The following is a 23,284-nucleotide window of genomic DNA, read 5'->3' as shown; positions in this document are numbered from 1 at the left end:
TGGAGGATTACCCAAGTCCGGCTGAAGGGAACGGTCTTGAAAACCGTCAGGCGTGTAAAAGCGTGCGTGGGTTCGAATCCCACATCCTCCTTTTTATTAACGCGGGATGGAGCAGCTCGGTAGCTCGTCGGGCTCATAACCCGAAGGTCGTAGGTTCAAATCCTGCTCCCGCAATAAGGCTCGGTAGCTCAGTTGGTAGAGCAATGGATTGAAGCTCCATGTGTCGGCGGTTCGATTCCGTCTCGCGCCATTTTTACTTATAGCATGTATGCGGGTGTAGTTTAGTGGTAAAACTACAGCCTTCCAAGCTGTTGTCGCGAGTTCGATTCTCGTCACCCGCTTTGAACTTTGTTCAAATTACCAAGTTTTTAACTTGGGCGCGTAGCTCAGGTGGTTAGAGCGCACGCCTGATAAGCGTGAGGTCGGTGGTTCGAGTCCACTCGTGCCCATTAATAGGAGAATTACTCAAGAGGCTGAAGAGGACGGTTTGCTAAATCGTTAGGTCGGGTAACTGGCGCAAGGGTTCGAATCCCTTATTCTCCGTTTTATTGAGAGTTTATATCTCTCTTTTTGTATTTTTGAGAATAGTGGAATAAAAACTTCAGATTTGCAAAACTTAATGGCTCTTTGTCAACTGTAGTGGGTTGAAGAAAAGCTAAGCTCGAGAAAGGACCCATTTCGTCCTTTCTTTTTTGATATTCAGAGCGATAAAAATCCGTTTTTTGAAGTTTTCAAAGTTCCGAAAACCAAAGGCATTGCGTTTGATAAGTTTGATGAGATTATTGGTTGCTTCCAGTTTGGCGTTGGAATAGGGTAGTTGAAGGGCGTTGACAATCTTCTCTTTTTCCTTGAGAAAGGTTTTAAAGACAGTCTGAAAAAGAGGATGAACCTGCTTTAGATTGTCCTCAATGAGCCCGAAAAATTTCTCCGGCTCCTTATTCTGAAAGTGAAAAAGCAAGAGCTGATAGAGATGATAGTGATGTTTCAAGTTTTCTGAATAGCTCAAAAGCTTGTCTAGAATCTCTTTATTGGTTAAGTGCATACGAAAAGTAGGGCGATAAAATCGTTTATCACTCAGTTTACGGCTATCCTGTTGAATGAGTTTCCAGTAGCGCTTGATAGCCTTGTATTCATGGGATTTTCGCTCAAACTGATTCATGATTTGGACACGCACACGACTCATAGCACGGCTTAGATGTTGTACAATGTGAAAGCGATCCAGAACGATTTTAGCGTTTGGAAAAAGTTGTCTAGCTAAGTCATAATAAGGACTAAACATATCCATAGTAATGATTTTTACCTGACAACGAACAGCTCGATTGTAGCGCAAAAAATGATTTCTTATGATAGCTTGTGTTCTTCCCTCAAGAACAGTGATGATATTGAGATTGTCAAAATCTTGCGCAATGAAACTCATCTTTCCCTTAGTGAAGGCATATTCGTCCCAAGACATAACCTCAGGCAGACGAGAAAAATCATGCTTAAAACGGAAGTCATTGAGCTTGCGAATGACAGTTGAAGTTGAAATAGACAGCTGATGGGCAATGTCAGTCATAGAAATCTTTTCAATTAGCTTCTGGGCAATCTTTTGGTTGATGATACGAGGGATTTGGTGATTTTTCTTTACTAGAGGAGTCTCAGCGACCGCCATTTTTAAGCACTGATAGCACTTAAAACGACGCTTTCTAAGGAGAATTCTAGTAGGCATACCAGTCGTTTCAAGTTAAGGAACCTTAGACGGTTTTTGAAAGTCATATTTCTTCATTAGACTTCCGCAAACAGGACAATAAGGAGTCTCATAATCCAATTTAGCGATGATTTCTTTATGTGTGTCCCTATTAACGATATCTATAATTTGGATATTTGGGTCTTTGATATCGAGTAGTTTTGTGATAAAATATAACTGTTCCATAGGATTCTTTCTAATGATGGTTTGGTTGCTTTTCATTATAGATCTTATGGGACTTTTTTTCTACAACAAAATAGGCTCCATAATATCTATAGGGGATTTACCCACTACAAATATTATAGAGCCCTAAAATCTTTATATAGTAGATTGAAATAAGATATGAACAAATCGATTAGGAAAATCAAATTAAATTCTAGAAATGCTTTAGCAGTCACTATGTACTAATCTAACTTGAATAAACTACATATTGTCGATTTTATGGTTGTGCTTGTTTATTACTACTTCCAACTTTTTAGTGAAATTTCTCCGCTATTGAGCCAGATTTCTTTTCCGTTATTACATTGTACTAAAAGTTTTCCATTTTCAGAGATGTCTTTTGCAAGTCCCTTGTAGTCTTTTTGATCCAGTGTGAAAGTAACTTCTTTTCCTAGAACGAATGACTGTTTTTTATATAAGTATAATAATTCATCTGCTGGTGTTTTGAAGAAAGCACGCCATATTTCTATAATTAATTCATTTCTTGTTATAGGAGCTGGTGTTTTAAATAAGCTAGCAGCTTTTTCTTTTAATTCTTGTGGAAAATCATTGATAGTGAAGTTGATTCCTACTCCAATAATGATATCTGTGACTAAGCCTGTTTCTACAGAGGTCATTGCCTCAGTAAGGATTCCTCCAATTTTATGATTGTTTAGGTAGATATCATTGACCCATTTTATGTCGATATCTATTAAAGTTAGGTTTTTGATGGCTTTATAGATAGCTCCAGCTACAAGCAGTGTGTAGGATGGTAATTTGTTATAGGGGAGATTTGGTTTAAGATGGAGTGTCATATAAATCCCCCCCTGTGGGGAGTAGAAAGAACGTTGAAATCGACCTCGGCCTGCTGTTTGATAGGAAGCTAGATAGATGGTGTTTGCTTCATTCCCTAAATCAATTGCTTCTTTTGCATCCAGTTGTGTTGATTTTGTTTCGGGTTTAAAACTGACTTTAATTGGAAGATTTTCTTCTAGAATCTCTGGAAGAATAAGGTCACCATTCATCAGTTTATATCCTTTGTTTTTGATACTATGAATTTCAATGCCTTCTTGTTCTAGACGCTTGATGGCTTTCCAAATTGATGTTCGGCTTAGGGATAGTTCTTCTGCGATTTTTTCTCCGCTTATATAATCGGTTTCTTTTGCTAGAATTTGGTAGACGGCTTGGTAGGATTTCATAGTGTTTCCTTTCTTTAAGAATAGTATATGATTTGAATCTATTTTGGATAGTTGCGTCTAATCTATATTTTATTACTACTATTTTAACATATGCCTACTATTTACAGCATGATTTTCTTAGAAAAAATATAATCATTAAGATTGAGTTTTGAAATCCCAGTATTTTTGCTCTCGTTTTGGTAAATTCCCAAACTAAGTTTCACCGCTAATCCAAGTGGAAGTTAGTCTGAGAAAAATCATAAAAACCAGTGGAATTCCGTGTCAGGGTAAGTTCCACTGGTTTTAATCATGCTTGATTTCATCGCTTTTGTAGCCGAAATGAATCGAAAAAAAGAGCGCACAAAATCCCCTCATCTGAAAGCGTTTCAGATTAAGTTCCGCTATGGTGGAAGTTAGTGTGAGACGTTTGAATAGGGTTGAAGATTAGTTTTTAGAACTTATGTTGGAATAATTTAGACGACTGACAGACGTCTTCTGCAGGTATTTTAGAAATGCCGAGAAGCTTAGGAATCTCTTCTCCATAAGTAAAGGAAACGAGCTCGATGTCCTCTTGAGTTAAATTGTCAAAAGAAGTTCCCTTAGGTAGAATGTCGCGAATCAGCGTGTGATTTTTCTCAATTCTCCCTTTTTGGTCAGAGCGATTAGGGTCACAAAAGAAAAGTTTACTTTCTCCTCGAACATCCATTTCGATGTCATCGACCCTGGCAAACTCTCCACCATTATCTGTCAGGATGACAGGAAAGAGTAGACAGAAATCTTTGTCAGCTTGGTGAAGAGTGTTCTTGATTTTATAAAGGTGTTTGGTAACTTCAAGGGCAGTTTTATTATCCAGCAGTCTAGCGAAGATAAAGTTACAGAAAGATAGATTGAAGGTGAGTAGGACTTTACCTCCCATCCTCCCCATAACGGTGTCCATTTCCAGCCAAGAGTCTAGTTGATTCAGTGCTAAATAGTTTTGGAACTCCTCATAGGAACGGCCTCTTTTAGCTTCTTTAGGGATGGAAGGTAGCTTACTTTTCCGTCTTTCTTTGAATTTAACGGCTCTGGCTAGGTCAATAGGAGCGATAGATAGGTATCCTTTTCGGATATGTCGATAGACAGTTGAGGAGCTGACATCAAGGTTATGAGTTTTGAGGATATGATAGATGTGTTGTCCCTTTTTAACACCATCAGAAATGATTTTATCTATGTCCCAGAAGGTCTTGGAATTGAGGGGAGTTCCTTCACGAGATTCAATAAGAGTTTGTTCGTATTGCTTTTGAGCTTGCTTAGCGAGGTAGAGGATTTTCTGATAACCATAGTTTTGTCCTCTTTTAGGGCTGCCATTACAGATAAAGGGAGCCTTATCGAGTAAAGGGCAAGGAAGGTTGTCACATGTAGACTCTCGGACTTGTTTGTTTCGCTTGACTTCTTTAGAAACAGTAGTCGGGTCTTTTTGAATAAGTTGCCCGATAGCTTTGGAGGCTTTACCGCGCTCTAAGCCTAGTTGGATATCATTACGGTCTGAAAGGGTAAGTTGTTTATGTTTTGTCATAGTAGACCTCATTTCTAACTCAAACGTCTCACACTTAATTCCATCATAAAAATCCGTTTTAGACTAATTTCCACTTCGGTCAGGAAAGTGGAAGTTACTTTGAGAAGTTAGCCTTGCTCCCTTTTTTACCTAGTAAACGTTTCCTTTGTTTTCAAATTGCTAAAAAAGTGGTACAATATAGGATAGCTTACTATTATCTGAATCAGTTGATTTGGAGAGAAAGGATTCATTTTGAAATCAATAGGCTTTATTAAAAAGCTGAAAGGGTTGTCTAGTAAAGAGCTGATTTTATTGGGAATTATCCTGAGTATCTTTTTACCCTTTTATCTTTTTGTAGTTGTATTCTGTTTATATATTATCAGTTTGATTTTTACAGGAGACATGAAAAGTATTCTTCAGAAAATGGGGGAGCATCCGATGCTGCTTCTTTTTCTTGGCTATAGTACTGTTATATCCGTTTTTGCACAAAATTGGATGGGTCTTGTGGCTTCAGTAGGAATGTTTCTATTTACTGTTTTCTTTTTGCACTATCAGTCGGTTTTATCACATAGATTCTTTCGATTGATTTTGCAACTCGTCTTGTTTGGGAGCGTCTTGTCAGCTGCTTTTGCGAGTTTAGAGCATTTCCAAATCGTGAAGAAATTCAACTATGCTTTTCTTTCACCTAACATGCAGGTGTGGCATCAGAATAGGGCAGAAGTGACCTTCTTTAATCCTAATTATTATGGAATTATTTGTTGTTTCTGTATTATGATTGCTTTCTATCTGTTTACAACGACCAAGTTGAATTGGTTGAAAGTATTCTGTGTGATTGCAGGCTTTGTGAATCTCTTTGGTTTGAATTTTACGCAAAATCGAACTGCCTTTCCTGCTATTATCGCTGGAGCCATTATCTATCTCTTTACGACCATTAAAAACTGGAAGGCCTTTTGGCTTAGTATTGGAGTCTTTGCGATTGGCTTGAGCTTCCTCTTTTCTAGTGATTTGGGAGTTCGGATGGGGACTTTAGACTCTTCTATGGAAGAACGCATTTCTATCTGGGATGCTGGAATGGCCTTGTTTAAGCAAAATCCTTTTTGGGGTGAGGGGCCATTGACCTACATGCACTCGTATCCTCGGATACATGCTCCTTATCATGAACATGCTCACAGCCTTTACATTGATACGATTCTGAGTTACGGAATTGTGGGAACTATTTTATTATTTTTATCTTCTGTTGCTCCTGTTCGCTTGATGATGGATATGAGTCAGGAGTCGGGGAAACGTCCGATTATCGGTCTTTATCTATCTTTCCTTACAGTGGTTGCTGTGCACGGAATCTTTGATCTGGCCCTCTTCTGGATTCAGTCAGGTTTTATTTTCTTGCTAGTTATGTGCAGTATTCCGTTGGAGCATCGAACTTTGGTATCGGACATGACGGATTAAGTTTATAAGATTAAAAAATTCTTCTGCCTTGGATAGGAGATTTTTTTACTTGGAAAAATTATTTCTAAATCGAAATAGTTGACAGTTAGAACAATGAGTGTTACAATTATTTTATTCATTTCGATATCGAAATAAATTGGAGGTGTTATGAAAGATAGTCATTTGCTAGCCCATCATATTCGTTTGTTGAATGGGCGGATTTTTCAAAAGTTACTGAGCCAAGATCCTGAAGCTCTTTATAGGGGTGAACAGGGTAAGATTTTAGCGGTTTTATGGAATAGTGAAACTGGCTGCGCAACTGCGACAGATATCGCGCTTGCGACGGGGCTTGCTAATAATACGCTGACGACTATGATAAAAAAGCTAGAGGAACAAAATCTTGTAACTGTTATTCCATGTGAGAAAGACAGGCGTAAGAAGTATTTAGATTTAACGGAGTTGGGCAAGTCCCAGAAAGAAGTGGGACATCGTGTCAGTCAGAAATTGGATACGATCTTTTACAAAGGATTTTCAGAGGAAGAAATTCGTCAGTTTGAAGCCTTTCAAGAAAGAATTTTGGCTAATCTGAAAGAGGAAGAAAATGAGGATTAGAATAGAGCAAAAATTAACTGTTTATAAGTAAAGGCCATTTTTGACTTTGTTTTCCAGCTTTTGGGACAAGGAAATTATGTGGTTAGCTATGGCCAGGTTCAGATTGATGGCCTTGCTTATGCCCAGTACGATATTTTCCGTCTAGAAAATGGGAAAATTGTGGAGCATTGGGATAATAAGGAAATTATGCCAAAGGTTGAAGATTTGACCAACCGAGGAAAGTTTTAAATTGAGGACAAGAATGATTGAATACAAAAATGTAGCCTTGCGCTACACAGAAAAAGATGTCTTGAGAGATGTCAATTTACGGATTGAGAATGGGGAGTTTATGGTTTTAGTAGGGCCATCTGGGTCCGGTAAGACAACCATGATTAAGATGGTCAACCGCCTCTTGGAACCAACTGATGGAAATATTTATATGGATGGCAAGCGCATCAAAGACTATGATGAGCGTGAACTTCGTCTTTCTACGGGTTATGTTTTACAGGCCATTGCCCTGTTTCCTAATCTAACAGTTGTGGAAAATATTGCCCTGATTCCTGAGATGAAGGGCTGGACTAAGGAAGAAATTGCTCATAGAACAGAAGAGCTTTTGGCCAAGGTTGGCTTGCCAGTAGCTGAGTATGGGCGTCGTTTGCCTAGTGAATTATCTGGTGGAGAACAGCAACGGGTAGGTATTGTTCGTGCTATGATTGGTCAGCCTAAGATTCTCCTCATGGATGAGCCTTTTTCGGCTCTTGATGCTATTTCGAGAAAACAGTTGCAGGTTCTGACTAAAGAATTGCATAAAGAGTTTGGGATGACAACAATTTTTGTAACCCATGATACGGATGAAGCTTTGAAATTGGCGGACCGTATTGCTGTTTTACAGGATGGGGAGATTCGCCAGGTAGCGAATCCCGAGACCATTTTAAAAGCGCCTGCCACAGACTTTGTAGCAGACTTGTTTGGAGGTAGTGTTCATGACTAATTTAATTGCAACTTTTCAGGATCGTTTTAGTGATTGGTTGACAGCTCTATCTCAACATTTGCAGTTGTCACTTTTAACCTTGTTACTAGCTATTTTTATCGCGATTCCCTTGGCTGTTTATCTTCGCTTTCATGAGAAGTTGGCGGATTGGGTCTTGCAGATTGCAGGGATTTTCCAGACCATCCCGTCTCTGGCCTTGTTGGGGCTCTTTATTCCCTTGATGGGAATTGGAACCTTGCCTGCTTTGACAGCTCTAGTGATTTATGCGATTTTTCCGATTTTGCAAAATACCATCACTGGACTCAAGGGAATTGATCCGAGTCTGCAAGAGGCTGGGATTGCCTTTGGGATGACCAGATGGGAACGTCTCAAGAAGTTTGAAATTCCACTTGCCATGCCTGTTATGATGTCTGGGATTCGGACGGCAGCTGTCTTGATTATCGGTACGGCAACCTTGGCTGCCTTGATTGGTGCAGGGGGGCTGGGTTCCTTTATCCTTTTGGGAATTGACCGTAATAATGCCAGTCTGATTTTGATTGGGGCCCTTTCTTCTGCAGTGCTTGCCATTGCCTTTAACTTCCTACTAAAAGTGATGGAAAAGGCAAAATTGCGGACGATTTTTTCTGGTTTTGCCTTGGTGACCATATTGCTCGGTCTGTCTTATAGTCCAGCTCTTTTGGCTCAAAAAGAGAAAGAAAACTTGGTTATTGCTGGGAAATTGGGGCCAGAACCAGAAATTTTGGCCAATATGTATAAGTTGCTAATTGAAGAAAATACCAGTATGACTGCGACTGTTAAACCGAATTTTGGTAAGACAAGTTTCCTCTATGAAGCTCTGAAAAAAGGAGATATTGATATCTATCCTGAATTTACTGGTACGGTAACTGAAAGTTTACTTCAACCATCACCCAAGGTGAGTCATGAGCCAGAGCAGGTTTATGATGTAGCGCGTGATGGCATTGCCAAACAGGATCATCTAGCCTATCTCAAACCCATGTCTTATCAAAATACCTACGCTGTAGCTGTTCCGAAAAAGATTGCTCAAGAATATGGCTTGAAGACCATTTCGGACTTGAAAAAAGTGGAAGGACAGCTGAAGGCAGGCTTTACACTTGAGTTTAATGACCGTGAAGATGGAAATAAGGGCTTGCAGTCAATGTATGGTCTCAATCTTAATGTGGCGACCATGGAGCCAGCCCTTCGCTATCAGGCAATTCAGTCGGGCGATATTCAAATTACGGATGCCTATTCAACCGATGCAGAGTTGGCGCGTTATGATTTACAGGTATTGGAAGATGACAAGCAACTCTTCCCACCTTATCAAGGGGCTCCACTTATGAAAGAAGCTCTTCTCAAGAAACATCCAGAGTTGGAAACAGTTCTCAATAAATTGGCTGGTAAAATTACTGAAAGCCAGATGAGCCAGCTCAACTACCAAGTCGGTGTTGAAGGCAAGTCAGCAGAACAAGTAGCCAAGGAATTTCTACAAGATCAAGGCTTGTTGAAGAAATAGCTTAAAAATGCTGAACTCAACTTGGTTAAACGACTAGATAGAAAAATGCTCAGACAATGTCGTCTGGGCTTTTTTGATTATTGAAAAGATAAAAAACTCAGTAGCCTAGAAATAAGGCAACTGAGCTCTACTCTGTATTCAATTTTTAGGAATGAGAAGGTCTAGATAAAATTGGACAACTTCTTGGTCTGTAAAGTCTTGCCCTTTTTTGAGCCACCAGGTCAATGTCTCGATAAAGTTGGACATGACTAAGTGTTGGAGGTAAGAAGGAGGCAGACTTGGGTGAGCTTTTTTCAACTTATCAGCTAGCACGGAATAGACATGGTGTTCTAGCTCTTTATGGAGTTGACGGAGGAAGTAGTCATTTTTAGAAAATAGCAGACTGGTGATATGGTCTTGATTTTTCTGAAAATGTAGAAAGAGGTGAGCGAGATAATCCTCGGTTGAAATGGACTCCTCTCTTTCAAAGATGTGATGAAAGAGGTGGCGACAAAGCTCGTCCAGAAGTAGTTCCTTGCTCTCATAGTGACAGTAAAAAGTGGAACGTCCCACATCTGCGAGATTAATGATATCCTGAACTGTAGTGGATTCGTAGCCCTTCTCGTTCAAAAATTGTAGAAAAGCCTGATAGATGGCTTTTTTGGTTTTACTGATACGGCGGTCAATGTTAGTCATATGGACATTTGAGGCAAATTGTTCAGAACTGAATAAAGCTGATATTTTGCTTCTATCCTTTCTTTGAGTTTTAGTGGATAATGATAATGAACAAGGTGTTCATAAGTCTATTATAACAAAGGAATGAGAAAAATGAAGGCAAAATATACTGTTTGGGTAGCTTTTTTCTTAAATTTAAGCTATGCTATTGTTGAGTTTATTGCAGGAGGAATCTTTGGTTCGAGTGCTGTTCTTGCTGATTCTGTCCATGACTTGGGAGATGCTATAGCCATTGGCATATCGGCCTTTTTAGAAACAATCTCAAATAGAGAAGAAGATAGGCAGTACACCTTGGGTTACAAGCGATTTAGTCTTTTAGGGGCCCTGGTGACTGCTGTGATTCTTATCACAGGATCCATCCTAGTGATTTTGGAAAATATAACTAAACTTTTTAATCCACAGCCCGTTAATGATGAAGGTATTCTCTGGCTAGGGATCATTGCAGTTAGCATCAATCTGCTAGCTAGTCTAGTAGTTCGCAAGGGAAAGACAAAGAACGAGTCGATTCTGAGCCTGCACTTTTTGGAAGATACTCTTGGTTGGTTAGCTGTCATTCTAATGGCGATTATCCTCCGATTTACAGATTGGTATATCTTAGATCCTATCTTGTCGCTTGTCATTTCTATCTTCATTCTAACAAAAGCAATTCCTCGCTTTTGGAGCGCACTCAAGATTTTCTTGGATGCTGTGCCAGAAGGTGTCGATATCAAGCAAGTCATGAGTGACTTAGAGGGATTAGACAATGTGGCTAGCCTTAACCAGCTTAATCTCTGGACTATGGATGGTTTGGAAAAAAATGCCATTGTTCATGTTTGCCTAAAAGAAATTGAACAGATGGAAACTTGTAAAGAATTCATACGAAACTTGCTAAAAGATTGTGGATTTCAAAACATCACTATTGAAGTTGATGCCGACCTAGAAACTCACCAAGCACATAAGCGCAATATAACAGAGTTAGAAGCAAGTCATGATCAAAATCATCATCATTGATGAGGTGTAGTATAAGTGAGCGAAAGCATAATAAAAAGTGTATACTTAAACTAGTAAAAATGGAGAGGATATGTTAATGAAATCAGCAGTCTATAAAAAAGCAGGTCAGGTCGGTATTGAAGAGGTTAAGCGTCCAAGTATTCAAGAAGCGGATGATGTTATTATTCGTGTAGTTCGTGCTTGTGTTTGTGGTTCGGACCTTTGGAGTTACCGCAATCCAGATATTAAATCGGGACATAAAAATAGTGGACACGAAGCGATTGGGATTGTCGAAGAAACTGGGGAAGCCATTACGACGGTGAAGCCAGGTGATTTTGTCATTGTCCCGTTTACACATGGATGTGGTGAGTGTGATGCCTGTCTTGCTGGCTTTGACGGTTCTTGCGATAATCATATTGGTAATAACTTGGGAGGCGATTTTCAGGCGGAATATATTCGTTTTCACTATGCAAACTGGGCGCTGGTTAAAATCCCTGGACAACCTTCTGACTACACAGAAGGTATGCTAAAGTCCCTCTTGACTCTTGCAGATGTCATGCCGACAGGCTATCATGCGGCGCGTGTTGCTAATGTTCAAAAAGGGGATAAGGTTGTGGTCATTGGTGATGGTGCTGTAGGTCAATGTGCTGTCATCGCGGCGAAGATGCGTGGTGCATCGCAAATTATCCTTATGAGCCGTCATGAAGATCGTCAAAAGATGGCTCTGGAGTCAGGTGCGACAGCTGTTGTAGCTGAACGTGGTCAAGAAGGAATTGCCAAGGTGCGTGAGATTCTAGGTGGTGGTGCAGATGCAGCTCTGGAATGTGTTGGAACAGAAGCAGCGGTTGATCAAGCTCTTGGTGTTCTCCATAATGGAGGTCGTTTGGGCTTTGTTGGCGTACCGCACTATGAAAATCGAGCCATTGGCTCAACCTTTGGTCAAAATACAATAATCGGTGGTGGTCCAGCTTCTGTCACAACTTATGACAAACAAGTATTACTAAAAGCCGTTCTTGATGGCGATATCAATCCAGGTCGCGTCTTTACTTCAAGTTATAAATTAGAGGATATTGACCAGGCTTATAAAGATATGGATGAACGCAAGACCATTAAGTCTATGATTGTGATGGACTAAAAAAGAAAATCCTAATGGAGATTTGAGATTCTCTATTAGGATTTTTTGTCATGTTTAATTTGTGGAGTTATGGCAGAGTACTCTCTCTCAATGTCAGTCTGGTCCCCAGCATGGTCAGGCTAGGGATTTTGCGACCGTGGAGTACTTCCTTGTTAAGAATATCCATACCTGCTCGGCCCATTTCTTCAGTATAAACTGTGATGCTGGAGAGGGGAGGATAGACCTGTTTGGTCAGACTAGTGTCGTTAAAGGAAATAAGACTGACGCGGTCTGGCAGGCTGATTCCAGCTTCTTGGAGGGCACGGAGGGCACCGATAGCTAAACTATCGCTGGCTGCGAAAAAGGCTGGTGGGAGTTGGTCTCCCAAACTCTGAATAGCCTCCTTCATCAAGTCATAGCCAGACTGGGCGGTAAAGCTTCCTTGAAAGACCAGTTCATCATGATAAATTCCCTTCGCTTGACTGTAGTTTTTGAAGTTTTCCAGACGCTTATCCTCAATGATTTCTTCTTGGTCGGTTGTTTCTTCAAGGCCTGTTAGAATCCCGATACGATAAAGTCCTTGGCTGAGGAAATAATCGACAACCTGTTTAATGGCAGTGTAAAAATCCGTGATAATACAGGTATGTCCTAGGGAAAGGGTATCACTGTCTAGAAAGACAAGAGGCTTTTGGTATTCTTCAAAGGCAGAAATCTGAGCTCGGCTAAACTTTCCGATGCAGAGAATCCCGATGACTTCCTCGCTCAGTGTAAAAGGATGGTCATTAAAATAGCGCAAGATATCATAGTCCAACTCTTGGGCTCTTTTTTCTATGCCTAGGCGAATCTGGTAGTAGTAGAGGTCGTCCAGCTCCCCTTGTTCGCTGACCCATTGGATAATGGCAATCTTTTGCTTGGGTTTGTGGGACTCGCCTGTCTTGAGGTGTTTGGTGTAGCCCAGCTCTTCAGCAACGGTTAAAATACGGTGCCTGGTTTTTTCTGTAACAGATAGACTCTGGTCGCGATTGAGGACACGGGATACGGTCGCGATAGAGACAGAGGCTAGCTGTGCAATGTCTTTTAAGGTAGCCATAAATCCTCCTTGATTAGATTAGTATATCATATTTTTCTGTCTTTTACTGATAGTTTAGTAAAATTTTAGTAAAAAGGATTGACCTTGGGAAATCCCTTGGATACAATAGAAGAAAACGATTACACGTTAAGGTGACTTAACGGACAGTAAAAGGAGAAATCATATGACACAACATCTTACTGCTGAAGCTCTTCGTAAAGACTTTCTTGCTGTTTTTGGTCAAGAAGCAGATCAAACATTCTTTTCACCAGGCCGTATCAACTTGATTGGTGAGCACACAGACTATAATGGTGGACATGTATTTCCAGCAGCTATTTCCTTAGGAACTTACGGTGCAGCTAGAAAGCGTGACGATCAAGTCTTGCGTTTCTACTCAGCTAACTTTGAGGACAAAGGTATTATCGAAGTGCCTCTAGCTGACCTCAAGTTTGAAAAAGAGCACAACTGGACCAACTATCCAAAAGGTGTCCTTCATTTCTTGCAAGAAGCTGGGCACGTGATTGACAAAGGGTTTGATTTTTATGTTTATGGGAATATCCCAAATGGTGCTGGCTTGTCTTCTTCAGCATCCTTGGAACTTTTGACAGGGGTTGTGGCAGAGCATCTCTTTGATTTAAAATTAGAGCGTCTCGATTTGGTTAAAATCGGCAAACAAACAGAAAATAACTTTATCGGAGTCAACTCTGGTATCATGGACCAGTTTGCTATCGGTATAGGGGCTGACCAACGTGCTATTTACCTTGATACCAATACCTTAGAGTATGATTTGGTACCACTTGATTTGAAGGACAATGTCGTTGTTATCATGAACACTAACAAACGCCGTGAACTGGCGGACTCTAAGTACAATGAACGCCGTGCTGAGTGTGAAAAAGCAGTGGAAGAATTGCAAGCAGCCTTAGATATTCAGACCTTGGGTGAATTGGATGAGTGGGCCTTTGACCAATATAGCTACCTAATTAAAGATGAAAATCGTTTGAAACGTGCTCGCCATGCTGTGCTTGAAAACCAACGTACACTCAAAGCTCAAGCAGCCCTTCAAACAGGAGATTTGGAAACATTTGGTCGTTTGATGAATGCGTCACACGTTTCCCTAGAGCATGATTATGAAGTAACTGGTTTGGAATTGGATACCCTTGTTCATACAGCTTGGGCTCAAGAAGGTGTTCTTGGTGCTCGTATGACAGGAGCAGGTTTTGGTGGTTGTGCTATTGCCTTGGTTCAAAAAGATGCGGTTGAAAACTTTAAAGAAGCTGTTGGAAAACACTATGAAGAAATCGTTGGCTATGCTCCAAGCTTCTATATCGCTGAAGTTGCAGGTGGCACTCGCGTCCTTGACTAGTCAAAAGGAGGTTCTATAGTGACCTTAGTAGATAAATTTGTAACACATGTCATTTCTGAAAGTTCATTTGAGGAAATGGATCGCATCTACCTGACCAATCGTGTCTTAGCACGAGTGGGAGATGGTGTCTTGGAAGTTGAGACGGATCTGGATAAATTGATTGACCTCAAGGACCAGCTGGTTGAGGAAGCCGTTCGATTAGAGACGATTGAGGATAGTCAGACTGCGCGTGAAATCCTTGGTGCTGAACTGATGAACTTGGTGACCCCTTGTCCGAGTCAGGTTAATCGTGACTTTTGGGCAACCTACGCCCACTCACCTGAGCAAGCGATAGCGGATTTTTACCAACTCAGTCAGAAAAATGACTACATCAAACTTAAGGCTATTGCTAAAAATATTGCTTATCGTGTACCGTCTGACTACGGTGAACTTGAAATTACCATCAATCTCTCTAAGCCTGAAAAAGATCCCAAAGAGATTGCAGCAGCCAAGTTGGTGCAAACTAGCAATTATCCCCAGTGTCAGCTTTGTCTAGAGAATGAGGGCTACCATGGTCGGGTAAACCACCCAGCTCGCAGCAACCACCGTATTATCCGTTTTGAAATGGCTGGTCAGGAATGGGGTTTCCAGTATTCTCCCTATGCTTACTTTAATGAGCACTGTATCTTTTTAGATGGCCAGCATCGTCCTATGGCCATTAGTCGTCAGAGTTTTGAACGTCTGTTGGCTATCGTAGAGCAGTTTCCAGGCTATTTTGCTGGCTCTAATGCCGACCTGCCGATTGTGGGGGGCTCTATTCTAACTCATGATCACTATCAGGGAGGCCGTCACGTATTTCCTATGGAATTGGCTCCCTTGCAAAATACCTTTCGATTTACTGGTTTTGAGCAGATCAAGGCTGGGATTGTCAAGTGGCCAATGTCAGTGTTGCGTTTGACTTCGGATTCCAAAGAGGATTTGATCAACTTGGCTGATAAGATTTTGCAGGAATGGCGCCAGTATTCAGATCCTGCAGTGCAGATTTTGGCAGAGACGGACGGAACACCGCATCACACCATCACACCTATAGCCCGTAAACGCGATGGCCAGTTTGAGTTGGACTTAGTCTTGAGAGACAATCAGACTTCTGCAGAACATCCTGATGGTATCTATCATCCTCACAAGGATGTCCAACATATCAAGAAGGAAAATATCGGCTTGATTGAGGTCATGGGCTTGGCAATCTTGCCACCACGTCTGAAAGCAGAAGTGGAGCAAGTCGCTAGCTATCTTGTAGGAGAAGCTGATACAGTTGCCGATTATCATCAGGAATGGGCAGACCAACTTAGAGCCCACCATCCAGACCTAACGGATAAAGAAAAAGCCCTTGAAATCGTCAAGGACTCTGTGGGTACTATCTTTGCACGTGTGCTTGAGGATGCAGGAGTCTACAAGCAGACAGAACAAGGACAGGCAGCCTTTATGCGCTTTGTGGAGCAGGTAGGAATTTTGCCAGACTAGGAGCTTTCTCCTTGCACAGTCCTATAAAAAGTAGTATCATAGTGTCGTTTGAAATATCAGGAGGAAACGATGAAAGATTTTCATTTTGACGCTATATCTGCCTTTGAAAATTACGAAATAGAACAAATGAGAGATGGTCACGTTGTGGTGACGACCAAAGTAGTGGACTCGTCTCTCAACTACTATGGCAATGCCCATGGTGGCTATCTCTTTACCCTTTGTGATCAGATCAGTGGTTTGGTGGTCATTTCGCTAGGACTAGACGGAGTGACTCTCCAATCCTCTATCAACTACCTCAAAGCAGGAAAACTCGACGATGTACTGACCATTAAAGGAGAATGCGTCCATCAAGGTCGCACAACCTGTGTCGTGGATGTCGATATCACCAATCAAGAGGGCAGAAATGTCTGCAAAGCAACCTTTACCATGTTTGTCACAGGCCAACGGTCAGAAGACAGACAGGTGAGGATATAGATAAATAAAAAAGAGGCTCGCACCTCTTTTTCTTATTTCTTTTTATGATTTAATACGGCATTGAGGACAATGGCAAGTAGGCTGGCTACGACGATTCCGTTTGAGAAGAACATTTGGAAGGCTGTTGGCATGCTGATAAAGAGATTACTGTTGTTGAGTCCTACACCTGCAGCGATGGAGACTGCTGCGATAAGGAAGTTGTGTTCATTGTTAGCAAAGTCAACACGGGCGAGGATTTGCATCCCTTGAATAGACACAAAACCAAACATTACCAGCATGGCACCACCGAGGACAGGGCTCGGAATGATTTGGGCAAGGGCACCAAACTTAGGAAGGAGTCCAAGGAGAACAAGGAAACCAGCTGCGTAGTAGATTGGCAGGCGAGTCTTGATACCTGATAATTTAACCAAACCAACGTTTTGTGAAAATCCTGTGTACGGGAAGGTGTTAAAGATTCCTCCGAGAAGTACGGCCAAACCTTCTGCACGGTAACCGTTACGAAGGCGTGTGGTGTCGATTGGATCTTTTGTGATATCAGACAAGGCCAGGTAAACACCAGTCGACTCAACCATAGACACCGTTGCGATGATACACATCATGACAATAGATGAGATTTCAAAGGTTGGCATCCCAAAGTAGAGTGGAGTTGGGACATGGACAAGCGGTGCTGCCGCAACAGGAGAGAAATCAACCAAGCCCATGGTAGCGGCAATGGCAGTTCCAACAACCAGACCAATCAAAATAGAGATAGACTTGATAAATCCTTTGGTAAAGATATTGATCAAGAGGATAATCAGAACAGTGATAGCTGCAAGCAAGAGACTTTGACCAGTTGGCTCTGGAACGTTATTCCCCATATTTCCAATAGCGACAGGAATCAAGGTCAAACCAATCGTGGTAATAACAGAGCCTGTTACGATAGATGGGAAGAGATTGGCTACTTTTGAGAAGATGCCTGAAACAAGAACCACGTAAATCCCTGATGCGATAAGGGCACCAAACATAGCACCACTACCATGGCTTTGACCAATCATAATCAAAGGAGCGACAGATTGGAAGGCAACTCCGAGAACGACTGGGAGTCCAATACCAAAGTATTTGTTGAGTTGGAGTTGAAGGAAGGTTGCCACTCCACACATGAAGATATCTGTAGAAATCAGGTAGGTCAACTGCTCAGCTGAATAGCCAAGGGCTGTCGCAATCATGATAGGAACCAGGATAGATCCTGAGTACATGGCTAGTAAGTGCTGCAAGCCAAGAACGGCTGCTTGCGAGTGTTTTTCTTGAGTTTGCATTAGAGATCTGCCTCCTTAAATACGACCTGACCATTTTCAAAACGATCCAAGCGAGCGAGTGATAGAACAGGATAGCCTGCTTTTTCAAGCAAATCACGGCCATCTTGGAAGGATTTTTCAATCACAATACCGATAGCTTCGACTGTGGCACCAGCTTGTTCGATGATTTGAATCAAGCCTTTGGCTGCTTGGCCATTAGCAAGGAAATCGTCGATAATCAAAACCTTGTCCTCTGGTGAGAGGAATTTTCCAGCGATAGAAACGGTGCTGGTTACCTGCTTGGTAAAGGAGTAAACTTGGGCAGTTAAGATACCTTCGTTCATAGTGATGTTTTTAGCTTTTTTAGCGAAAATCATGGGAACGTTTAAGGCTTCAGCTGTAAAAATGGCTGGGGCAATACCTGACGCTTCAATGGTCACGACCTTGGTAATGCCAGCAGCAGCAAATTTTTCCGCAAAAACCTTACCGATTTCTCGCATCAAGCTAAAGTCAACTTGGTGGGTTAAAAAGGAATCCACCTTGAGGATGTTATCACCCAAGACATGCCCATCCTTGAGGATGCGCTCTTCTAATAATTTCATAAGACCTCCTAAAGTCTAAAAGCCAATCCATTTGCTTGTTTATAGTTTCTAGCAAGAAATAGAAAAAGGACCTACTTAATCTCTAAGTAAGTCCCCCAAATAGGCATGGCAAAAACGACCATACCTCACTGCTGACTTACTTATTGTTAGGTGTTCCGGCACCTTGTAGAAACGTCGTGCCAATTCACGACATAAACAAGTAAAACGATATTCAATTTTAAATATGCTTGAGCCAATGTTTTTATTTTACACTAAATAACTTTAGAAATCAAATATTTTGTTAGTGTTTTGAGATAAAAAACGAACAAATATAAGAAAAGCGGACAAAGATTAACTTATTGGCTAACATTTATACTCAATGAAAATCAAAGAGCAAACTAGTAAGCTAGCCGCATGCTGTACTTGAGTACGGTAAGGCGACGCTGACGTGGTTTGAATTTGATTTTCGAAGAGTATTAGAAGATTTTTTCATCATAAAAGACATATTATCAAGATTTTTCAAGACTTGCTAATATGCCTTTTTAATTTTAAAGACTTTTTTCCAGTCTTTATTATTCTACTCGCTAAATCTTAAAAAATAGCCATCTGGATCCAAAACTGCAAATTCATGAGGATATATAAAGCTATCTCCTACTCGAAATTCTCTTTTTGTCAGGGGACGATGGATAGGATAGTCAGCTTCCAGCAGTTTTTGGTGGAGCTGAGGAACATCTGCAATGCCAAAGGAAATATTGACACCGCGCCCGAAAGGATAGGTCAGCTGAGCTAATTCTTCTGCGCTGCCTTCTTCTAGCATAAGTTGGCAGTCTTCAAGCGAGAGGAAGAGAAATTTTTCCTCTGGACGCTCGTATTCGACAGAGAATCCTAGCAGGTCGCAGTAGAAGTGGCGTGATTTTTCGATGTCAGATACTACAAATTCAGGAATGACAGCTTGATAGTCCATTCGTTTTCTCCTTAGAGTTCAATCTCCAAGACAATCGGTGTATGGTCTTGGCGAGCTCCAGAGTCGATCATATCGGACTTGGTCACCTTGTCAGCGATGCGGTTACTTGTGAGCCAGTAGTCGATTCTCCAGCCTGTATTGTTGATTTTAGAAGTCTTGCTGCGCTGTGCCCACCAAGTGTAGCGTTCTGGAACATCGCCGTGAATGTGGCGGAAGGTATCCGTAAATCCAGTTGCTAAAAGGTTGGTAAATCCAGCACGCTCCTCGTCGGTAAATCCTGGTGAACGGCGGTTGCTAGCAGGATTTGCAAGGTCGATTTCATTGTGGGCTACATTGTAGTCACCGGTTGCAAGGACTGGTTTTTCTTTGTCTAGTTGAGCCAAGTATTCAGCATATTTGACATCCCAGACTTGGCGTTCTTCCAAGCGTTTGAGGCCATCGCCAGCGTTTGGAGTGTAAACTTGCGTTACGAAAAAATCATCAAATTCTAGCGTGATGATACGGCCTTCCAAGTCCATGGTAGAAGGGGCACCGATTTCTGGGAAAGTGACAGTGGGTGTGAGTTCTTTCTTATAAAGGAACATGGTTCCAGCATAGCCTTTACGGGCAGGTTCTTGAGAAGAGCGCCACGTGTTTTCGTAGCCTGGGAAGAGTTCTTCTAAAATTTCCAAGTGTTTCTTTGTAGGCCCTTTGGCAGAAAGCTTGGTTTCTTGGATAGCAATGATATCAGCATTTTCTGCCACAAGGGTTTGTAGGACTTCTTGGGACAATTTGGCACGAGCTGAGTCACTGGTTAGGGCAGCATTGAGGGAATCAATATTCCATGAGATAAGTTTCATAAAGTTACCTTTTTCATTCAGATTATAGATTTTATTATACCAAAAAAAGGTCTATTTCCCCAACGTATGGTTTGAAAATTACTCTTTAGACTTTATCCTGAGAAAATAAAAATTCCCTAAACTATTTAGAAAAAAATCTAAATAGTTATTGTATTTAGAATGGAAAGGTGTATAATGTTATTTAGAAAAACATCTAAATAGAAAGTGACGTTACATATATGTCAAATAAGAGAACAATCCTTCTTTTTGTGGTCTTGGCTTATACCCTTGCTTGGATAATATGGTTGGCACTATGGCTAAGTGGTGTTGGTCTAAATTCTCCATGGAGTCAACTTGCTAGTATTGTAGCCATGTGGATGCCTGCACTTGCAGTCTTTATTTTAGGGAAAATCACGAATCAACCTAGTGGAATCAAATCTAAATTAGTTGTGAATCTCAAGAGCAACTGGCGCTTTTACTTACTAGCTATCTGGTTACCAGCTGTCATCAGTTTTTTAGGAGCGGGACTTTATTTTCTTGTATTCCCTAGCAATTTCAGCCTTGGTTTTGAATCTATTCAAGCCATCTTACAAGAAAAAGGTGTCTCTCAATCAACCGTTCCCTTATCTTTCTTGGCCTTGATTCAAATCCTAGCTAGTTTGACCTACGCTCCTTTTCTTAATAGTTTCTTTGCATTGGGAGAGGAAATTGGTTGGCGTGGCTATCTTTACCCAGCTCTAAGAGAACGCTTTTCACTAGTCCAGACTCATGTCTTGCTTGGTCTCATTTGGAGTATTTGGCATCTACCAATCAATTTGCAAGGCTATAATTATGGACTATCTTATTTTGCTTATCCCGTTTTGGGAGTTGTTGCTATGTTTCTATTTTGTTTTAGCCTAGGAATATTGTTGAGCTGGTTGTTGGAAAAGACAGGTTCTATCTGGGCTTCTGCCCTATTTCATGGGGCAATCAATGCAACTGCAGGTATTGGGTTACTCTTTCAATTACCAGGAGAAAAAGTTTCAAGCCTCTTGATTTTAGGCCCATCACCGACAGGAATACTATCAGTTCTACCTTGCTTAGTCCTAGCCCTACTAATATTACAAAGGGAAAGGAGCCATTATGAGTTTTGCAAATAGTTTTAAAGCCTTTTCTCATCCAGTTAGGAGAGAGATTTTAAATTTACTCAAAGCAGGTAGATTATCTGCAGGAGAAATTGCCAGTCAATTCGAGTTGACAAGTGCAACGATTTCACATCATCTCACGATTTTGAAAGCAGCGGATTTGATTCATGAAATGAAAGAAAAAAACTTTATTTATTATGAGTTAAATACATCGGTTTTAGAGGATATAATGGTTTGGTTAGCAGATCTGAAAGGAGATCATTTTGATGAAGATAAAAATCAATAAGAAATTGGTATTATTTACGAGCATTCTCATCCTACTACCTTCCCTTGTAGGTTGTGTTTTCTGGAATCAATTACCAGAGGAGATACCCACTCATTTTAATCTACTGGGTCAAGCAGATGGCTACAATCATAAAATGTTTGCTATCTTTGGATTACCGACTCTCATGCTTTTGATGCATTGGTTGCTTCTATTTTTAATGATTAAGGATCCTAAATCTAGCAATATCAGTTCAAAAATACAAGTTTTGATTTACTGGATTATTCCTTTTGTATCTTGTCTATTAATGATTTCTATCTTCGGAGAATATTTGGGTTATTCCATGATGAGCGGGATTCTAGCTCAGATTTTTATGGGAGTCGTGATGATCGTAATTGGAAATTATCTACCAAAAACACACCGAAATTATATAATCGGTATTCGACTACCGTGGACCTTGGAGAATGATGGAAACTGGAGAAAAACGCATCGCCTAGCTGGAAAAATTTGGGTATTAGGAGGATTGTTATTGTTTCTAAATTCCTTTGTGCAACTATATGTTTACTGGGTATTCTTCTTGACACTTTTCTTTGTAGTGATAATTCCTAGTGTCTATTCTTATCAATTATCAAAATTAGAATCTTGAAACAGGTATTTGAGTCATTAGTTAGAGAAGTTGGTCTGATAAGTCTATTTCCCCAACGTATGGCTTGAAAAATCACTCTCTTTCGTTTATAATTAAGAATGATTTTATGAAAGGGAGTGAAAATAAATGAAATTTTACTCATATGACTATGTACTTAGCCAAATCAGTCAGCAAAATGGAATGATGATTGGCTTTGGGATTGTGCTCCTAGCTATCACAGGATTTTTTGCTTTTAAAGCCTATCGAGATAAAAAGGGGACTAAGTTTCGGGAATTGGTCATGATTTTGGCCTTGACCTTGGTGGCCATGCTTTTGGTGACAATCTCAAAATACCAGACCAATCAAGCCTCTAACAACCAATTTCAAACTTCACTTCATTTCATAGAGGTTGTTTCCAAAGACTTGGGAGTGGATAAATCAGAAGTTTATGTCAATACTTCTGCAGCCACTGATGGAGCACTTATCAAGGTAGGTTCAAATTTCTATCGTGCCATGAACGGGAGCCAACCAGACAAGTATCTTTTAGAGAAATTAGAATTGCATCAAACAGACGCTATTGAATTGGTGGAGGTAAACAAATGACACTCAATTATATGGAAATTTTAATCAAACTGGCCTTGGGTCTTTTCTCTCTTGTTTTTGTTATTAATGTGACAGGAAAGGGGAATCTAGCACCTAACTCTGCTACAGACCAAATTCAGAACTATGTTCTTGGTGGTATCATCGGTGGGGTGATTTACAATAGTTCAATCAGCATTCTGCAGTACGCAGTGATTTTGATGATGTGGACGATTTTGGTCTTGACCCTCAAGTGGCTCAATAACAATGTTCGTTTTGTCAAACGCTTGATTGATGGAAAACCAACTCTCCTTATCAAAAATGGGCAGATTGACCCAGAAGCCTGTCGTTCAGTTGGCTTGTCTGCATCGGATGTAGCCCTCAAACTTCGTAGCCAAGGAATTTTCCAGATGAAGCAAGTCAAACGAGCTGTGCAGGAGCAAAATGGCCAACTCATCGTGGTCCAAATGGGAGATGAAAATCCTAAGTATCCAGTTGTGACTGACGGTGTGATACAAGTCGATGTTTTGGAGTCGATTGGTCGTAACGAAGAGTGGTTGCTTGATAACCTCAGCAAGCAAGGGCATGACAATGTAGCCAATATCTTTATCGCTGAGTATGACAAGGGTGCGGTCACAGTCGTAACCTATGAATAAGAAAAACCTGGGGTCTTGGCCTCAGGTTTCTATTTGCAATCA

22 protein-coding genes, 6 tRNA genes, 2 pseudogenes and 1 riboswitch are annotated in these 23,284 nt (G+C 40.8%); of the genes and pseudogenes, 21 read left to right on the top strand and 9 right to left on the bottom strand.

The window, feature by feature from the left end; all coding sequences use genetic code 11:
* Window position 1 precedes the first annotated feature (1 nt).
* The 6 genes from ACORHU_RS07880 to ACORHU_RS07855 all read left to right on the top strand — a co-directional run bounded on the left by ACORHU_RS07880 (window position 2) and on the right by ACORHU_RS07855 (window position 543).
* Window positions 2-91, top strand: a tRNA-Ser gene (locus ACORHU_RS07880).
* Between the two features lie 9 nt (window positions 92-100).
* A tRNA-Met gene (locus tag ACORHU_RS07875) sits at window positions 101-174 on the top strand.
* A gap of 3 nt (window positions 175-177) precedes the next feature.
* Window positions 178-250: transfer RNA gene (locus tag ACORHU_RS07870), tRNA-Phe, on the top strand.
* A gap of 20 nt (window positions 251-270) precedes the next feature.
* Window positions 271-341 (top strand) — tRNA-Gly (locus tag ACORHU_RS07865).
* A 34-nt stretch (window positions 342-375) separates the two neighbouring features.
* Window positions 376-449 (top strand) — tRNA-Ile (locus tag ACORHU_RS07860).
* Window positions 450-455: 6 nt separating this feature from the next.
* Window positions 456-543 (top strand) — tRNA-Ser (locus tag ACORHU_RS07855).
* Between the two features lie 112 nt (window positions 544-655).
* Here the strand turns inward: ACORHU_RS07855 and ACORHU_RS07850 are convergent.
* The 3 genes and pseudogenes from ACORHU_RS07850 to ACORHU_RS07840 form a co-directional block, all read right to left on the bottom strand.
* Window positions 656-1,912 (bottom strand): annotated as a pseudogene (locus tag ACORHU_RS07850) (ISL3 family transposase).
* Window positions 1,913-2,187: 275 nt separating this feature from the next.
* On the bottom strand, window positions 2,188-3,123 hold the full coding sequence (birA, locus tag ACORHU_RS07845) for a bifunctional biotin--[acetyl-CoA-carboxylase] ligase/biotin operon repressor BirA (RefSeq protein WP_434364197.1): 936 nt from the start codon (window positions 3,121-3,123) through the stop codon (window positions 2,188-2,190).
* 430 nt (window positions 3,124-3,553) lie between these two features.
* Window positions 3,554-4,657 carry an IS30 family transposase gene (locus tag ACORHU_RS07840; protein WP_434364196.1) on the bottom strand — a complete coding sequence of 368 codons (1,104 nt, stop codon included), beginning with the start codon at window positions 4,655-4,657 and terminating at the stop codon, window positions 3,554-3,556.
* 231 nt (window positions 4,658-4,888) lie between these two features.
* Between ACORHU_RS07840 and ACORHU_RS07835 the strand changes: the two genes are divergently transcribed.
* The 5 genes and pseudogenes from ACORHU_RS07835 (at window position 4,889) to ACORHU_RS07815 (ending at window position 9,156) form a co-directional block, all read left to right on the top strand.
* Complete coding sequence (locus ACORHU_RS07835) at window positions 4,889-6,082, top strand: O-antigen ligase family protein (RefSeq protein ID WP_434364195.1); 1,194 nt, start codon at window positions 4,889-4,891, stop codon at window positions 6,080-6,082.
* A 147-nt stretch (window positions 6,083-6,229) separates the two neighbouring features.
* The gene (locus ACORHU_RS07830; RefSeq protein ID WP_434364193.1) at window positions 6,230-6,673 is read left to right on the top strand and encodes a MarR family winged helix-turn-helix transcriptional regulator; all 444 of its coding nucleotides are present in this window, start codon (window positions 6,230-6,232) and stop codon (window positions 6,671-6,673) included.
* Window positions 6,674-6,712: 39 nt separating this feature from the next.
* Window positions 6,713-6,901, top strand: a pseudogene (locus ACORHU_RS07825) (nuclear transport factor 2 family protein); the annotation flags it as partial.
* A gap of 13 nt (window positions 6,902-6,914) precedes the next feature.
* Complete coding sequence (locus ACORHU_RS07820; protein WP_434364192.1) at window positions 6,915-7,643, top strand: ATP-binding cassette domain-containing protein; 729 nt, start codon at window positions 6,915-6,917, stop codon at window positions 7,641-7,643.
* Window positions 7,636-9,156 carry an ABC transporter permease/substrate-binding protein gene (locus ACORHU_RS07815; RefSeq protein ID WP_434364190.1) on the top strand — a complete coding sequence of 507 codons (1,521 nt, stop codon included), beginning with the start codon at window positions 7,636-7,638 and terminating at the stop codon, window positions 9,154-9,156. Before ACORHU_RS07820 ends, ACORHU_RS07815 begins: the two co-directional genes overlap by 8 nt.
* A gap of 138 nt (window positions 9,157-9,294) precedes the next feature.
* On the opposite strand, the gene ACORHU_RS07810 is transcribed toward ACORHU_RS07815, so the two are convergent.
* On the bottom strand, window positions 9,295-9,831 hold the full coding sequence (locus ACORHU_RS07810) for a TetR/AcrR family transcriptional regulator (protein ID WP_000181705.1): 537 nt from the start codon (window positions 9,829-9,831) through the stop codon (window positions 9,295-9,297).
* A 132-nt stretch (window positions 9,832-9,963) separates the two neighbouring features.
* Between ACORHU_RS07810 and ACORHU_RS07805 the strand changes: the two genes are divergently transcribed.
* Both ACORHU_RS07805 and ACORHU_RS07800 read left to right on the top strand, forming a co-directional pair.
* Complete coding sequence (locus ACORHU_RS07805; protein ID WP_000645154.1) at window positions 9,964-10,860, top strand: cation diffusion facilitator family transporter; 897 nt, start codon at window positions 9,964-9,966, stop codon at window positions 10,858-10,860.
* 76 nt (window positions 10,861-10,936) lie between these two features.
* Entirely contained in the window at window positions 10,937-11,974 is a 1,038-nt protein-coding gene (locus ACORHU_RS07800) for a zinc-binding dehydrogenase (RefSeq protein WP_371508898.1), read from the top strand.
* 67 nt (window positions 11,975-12,041) lie between these two features.
* On the opposite strand, the gene galR is transcribed toward ACORHU_RS07800, so the two are convergent.
* On the bottom strand, window positions 12,042-13,043 hold the full coding sequence (gene galR / locus ACORHU_RS07795) for a DNA-binding transcriptional regulator GalR (protein ID WP_434364188.1): 1,002 nt from the start codon (window positions 13,041-13,043) through the stop codon (window positions 12,042-12,044).
* 163 nt (window positions 13,044-13,206) lie between these two features.
* On the opposite strand from galR, the gene ACORHU_RS07790 reads away from it, so the two are divergent.
* The 3 genes from ACORHU_RS07790 to ACORHU_RS07780 all read left to right on the top strand — a co-directional run bounded on the left by ACORHU_RS07790 (window position 13,207) and on the right by ACORHU_RS07780 (window position 16,359).
* The gene (locus ACORHU_RS07790) at window positions 13,207-14,385 is read left to right on the top strand and encodes a galactokinase (protein WP_434364187.1); all 1,179 of its coding nucleotides are present in this window, start codon (window positions 13,207-13,209) and stop codon (window positions 14,383-14,385) included.
* Between the two features lie 18 nt (window positions 14,386-14,403).
* Entirely contained in the window at window positions 14,404-15,885 is a 1,482-nt protein-coding gene (locus ACORHU_RS07785) for a UDP-glucose--hexose-1-phosphate uridylyltransferase (protein WP_434364185.1), read from the top strand.
* A gap of 69 nt (window positions 15,886-15,954) precedes the next feature.
* Window positions 15,955-16,359 carry a PaaI family thioesterase gene (locus tag ACORHU_RS07780; protein ID WP_000651223.1) on the top strand — a complete coding sequence of 135 codons (405 nt, stop codon included), beginning with the start codon at window positions 15,955-15,957 and terminating at the stop codon, window positions 16,357-16,359.
* A 32-nt stretch (window positions 16,360-16,391) separates the two neighbouring features.
* Here ACORHU_RS07780 and ACORHU_RS07775 read toward each other — a convergent pair whose 3' ends face one another.
* The 4 genes from ACORHU_RS07775 to ACORHU_RS07760 form a co-directional block, all read right to left on the bottom strand.
* The gene (locus ACORHU_RS07775) at window positions 16,392-17,654 is read right to left on the bottom strand and encodes a nucleobase:cation symporter-2 family protein (RefSeq protein WP_153195811.1); all 1,263 of its coding nucleotides are present in this window, start codon (window positions 17,652-17,654) and stop codon (window positions 16,392-16,394) included.
* Window positions 17,654-18,235, bottom strand: a complete 582-nt coding sequence (locus ACORHU_RS07770; protein WP_434364182.1) for a xanthine phosphoribosyltransferase — start codon at window positions 18,233-18,235, stop codon at window positions 17,654-17,656. The genes ACORHU_RS07775 and ACORHU_RS07770 overlap by 1 nt, the downstream gene beginning before the upstream one ends.
* A 123-nt stretch (window positions 18,236-18,358) precedes the next feature.
* Window positions 18,359-18,454: riboswitch (purine riboswitch) on the bottom strand.
* 337 nt (window positions 18,455-18,791) lie between these two features.
* Window positions 18,792-19,178, bottom strand: a complete 387-nt coding sequence (locus ACORHU_RS07765; RefSeq protein WP_000386217.1) for a bleomycin resistance protein — start codon at window positions 19,176-19,178, stop codon at window positions 18,792-18,794.
* A gap of 11 nt (window positions 19,179-19,189) precedes the next feature.
* Window positions 19,190-20,017, bottom strand: coding sequence for an exodeoxyribonuclease III (locus ACORHU_RS07760; protein ID WP_434364180.1), 828 nt, complete (start codon window positions 20,015-20,017; stop codon window positions 19,190-19,192).
* 218 nt (window positions 20,018-20,235) lie between these two features.
* Between ACORHU_RS07760 and ACORHU_RS07755 the strand changes: the two genes are divergently transcribed.
* From ACORHU_RS07755 to ACORHU_RS07735, 5 genes are all read left to right on the top strand, one after another.
* Complete coding sequence (locus tag ACORHU_RS07755) at window positions 20,236-21,135, top strand: CPBP family intramembrane glutamic endopeptidase (protein ID WP_173276490.1); 900 nt, start codon at window positions 20,236-20,238, stop codon at window positions 21,133-21,135.
* A complete protein-coding gene (locus tag ACORHU_RS07750) occupies window positions 21,119-21,406 on the top strand; it encodes an autorepressor SdpR family transcription factor (protein WP_049521689.1) in 288 nt (95 codons plus the stop codon). The genes ACORHU_RS07755 and ACORHU_RS07750 overlap by 17 nt, the downstream gene beginning before the upstream one ends.
* Window positions 21,387-22,028, top strand: coding sequence for an SdpI family protein (locus ACORHU_RS07745; protein ID WP_261128165.1), 642 nt, complete (start codon window positions 21,387-21,389; stop codon window positions 22,026-22,028). The genes ACORHU_RS07750 and ACORHU_RS07745 overlap by 20 nt, the downstream gene beginning before the upstream one ends.
* 126 nt (window positions 22,029-22,154) lie before the next feature.
* Window positions 22,155-22,610: a DUF3290 family protein gene (locus tag ACORHU_RS07740; RefSeq protein ID WP_000675343.1), complete on the top strand. Its 456-nt coding sequence runs from the start codon at window positions 22,155-22,157 to the stop codon at window positions 22,608-22,610.
* Window positions 22,607-23,242, top strand: a complete 636-nt coding sequence (locus ACORHU_RS07735) for a DUF421 domain-containing protein (RefSeq protein WP_000174455.1) — start codon at window positions 22,607-22,609, stop codon at window positions 23,240-23,242. Before ACORHU_RS07740 ends, ACORHU_RS07735 begins: the two co-directional genes overlap by 4 nt.
* Window positions 23,243-23,284: the final 42 nt, after the last annotated feature.

Origin of the sequence: Streptococcus sp. KHUD_015 (genome assembly GCF_051106265.1) — a bacterium.
Classification (GTDB): Bacteria; Bacillota; Bacilli; order Lactobacillales; family Streptococcaceae; genus Streptococcus.
This window is presented reverse-complemented; position numbering and strand designations above follow the sequence as displayed.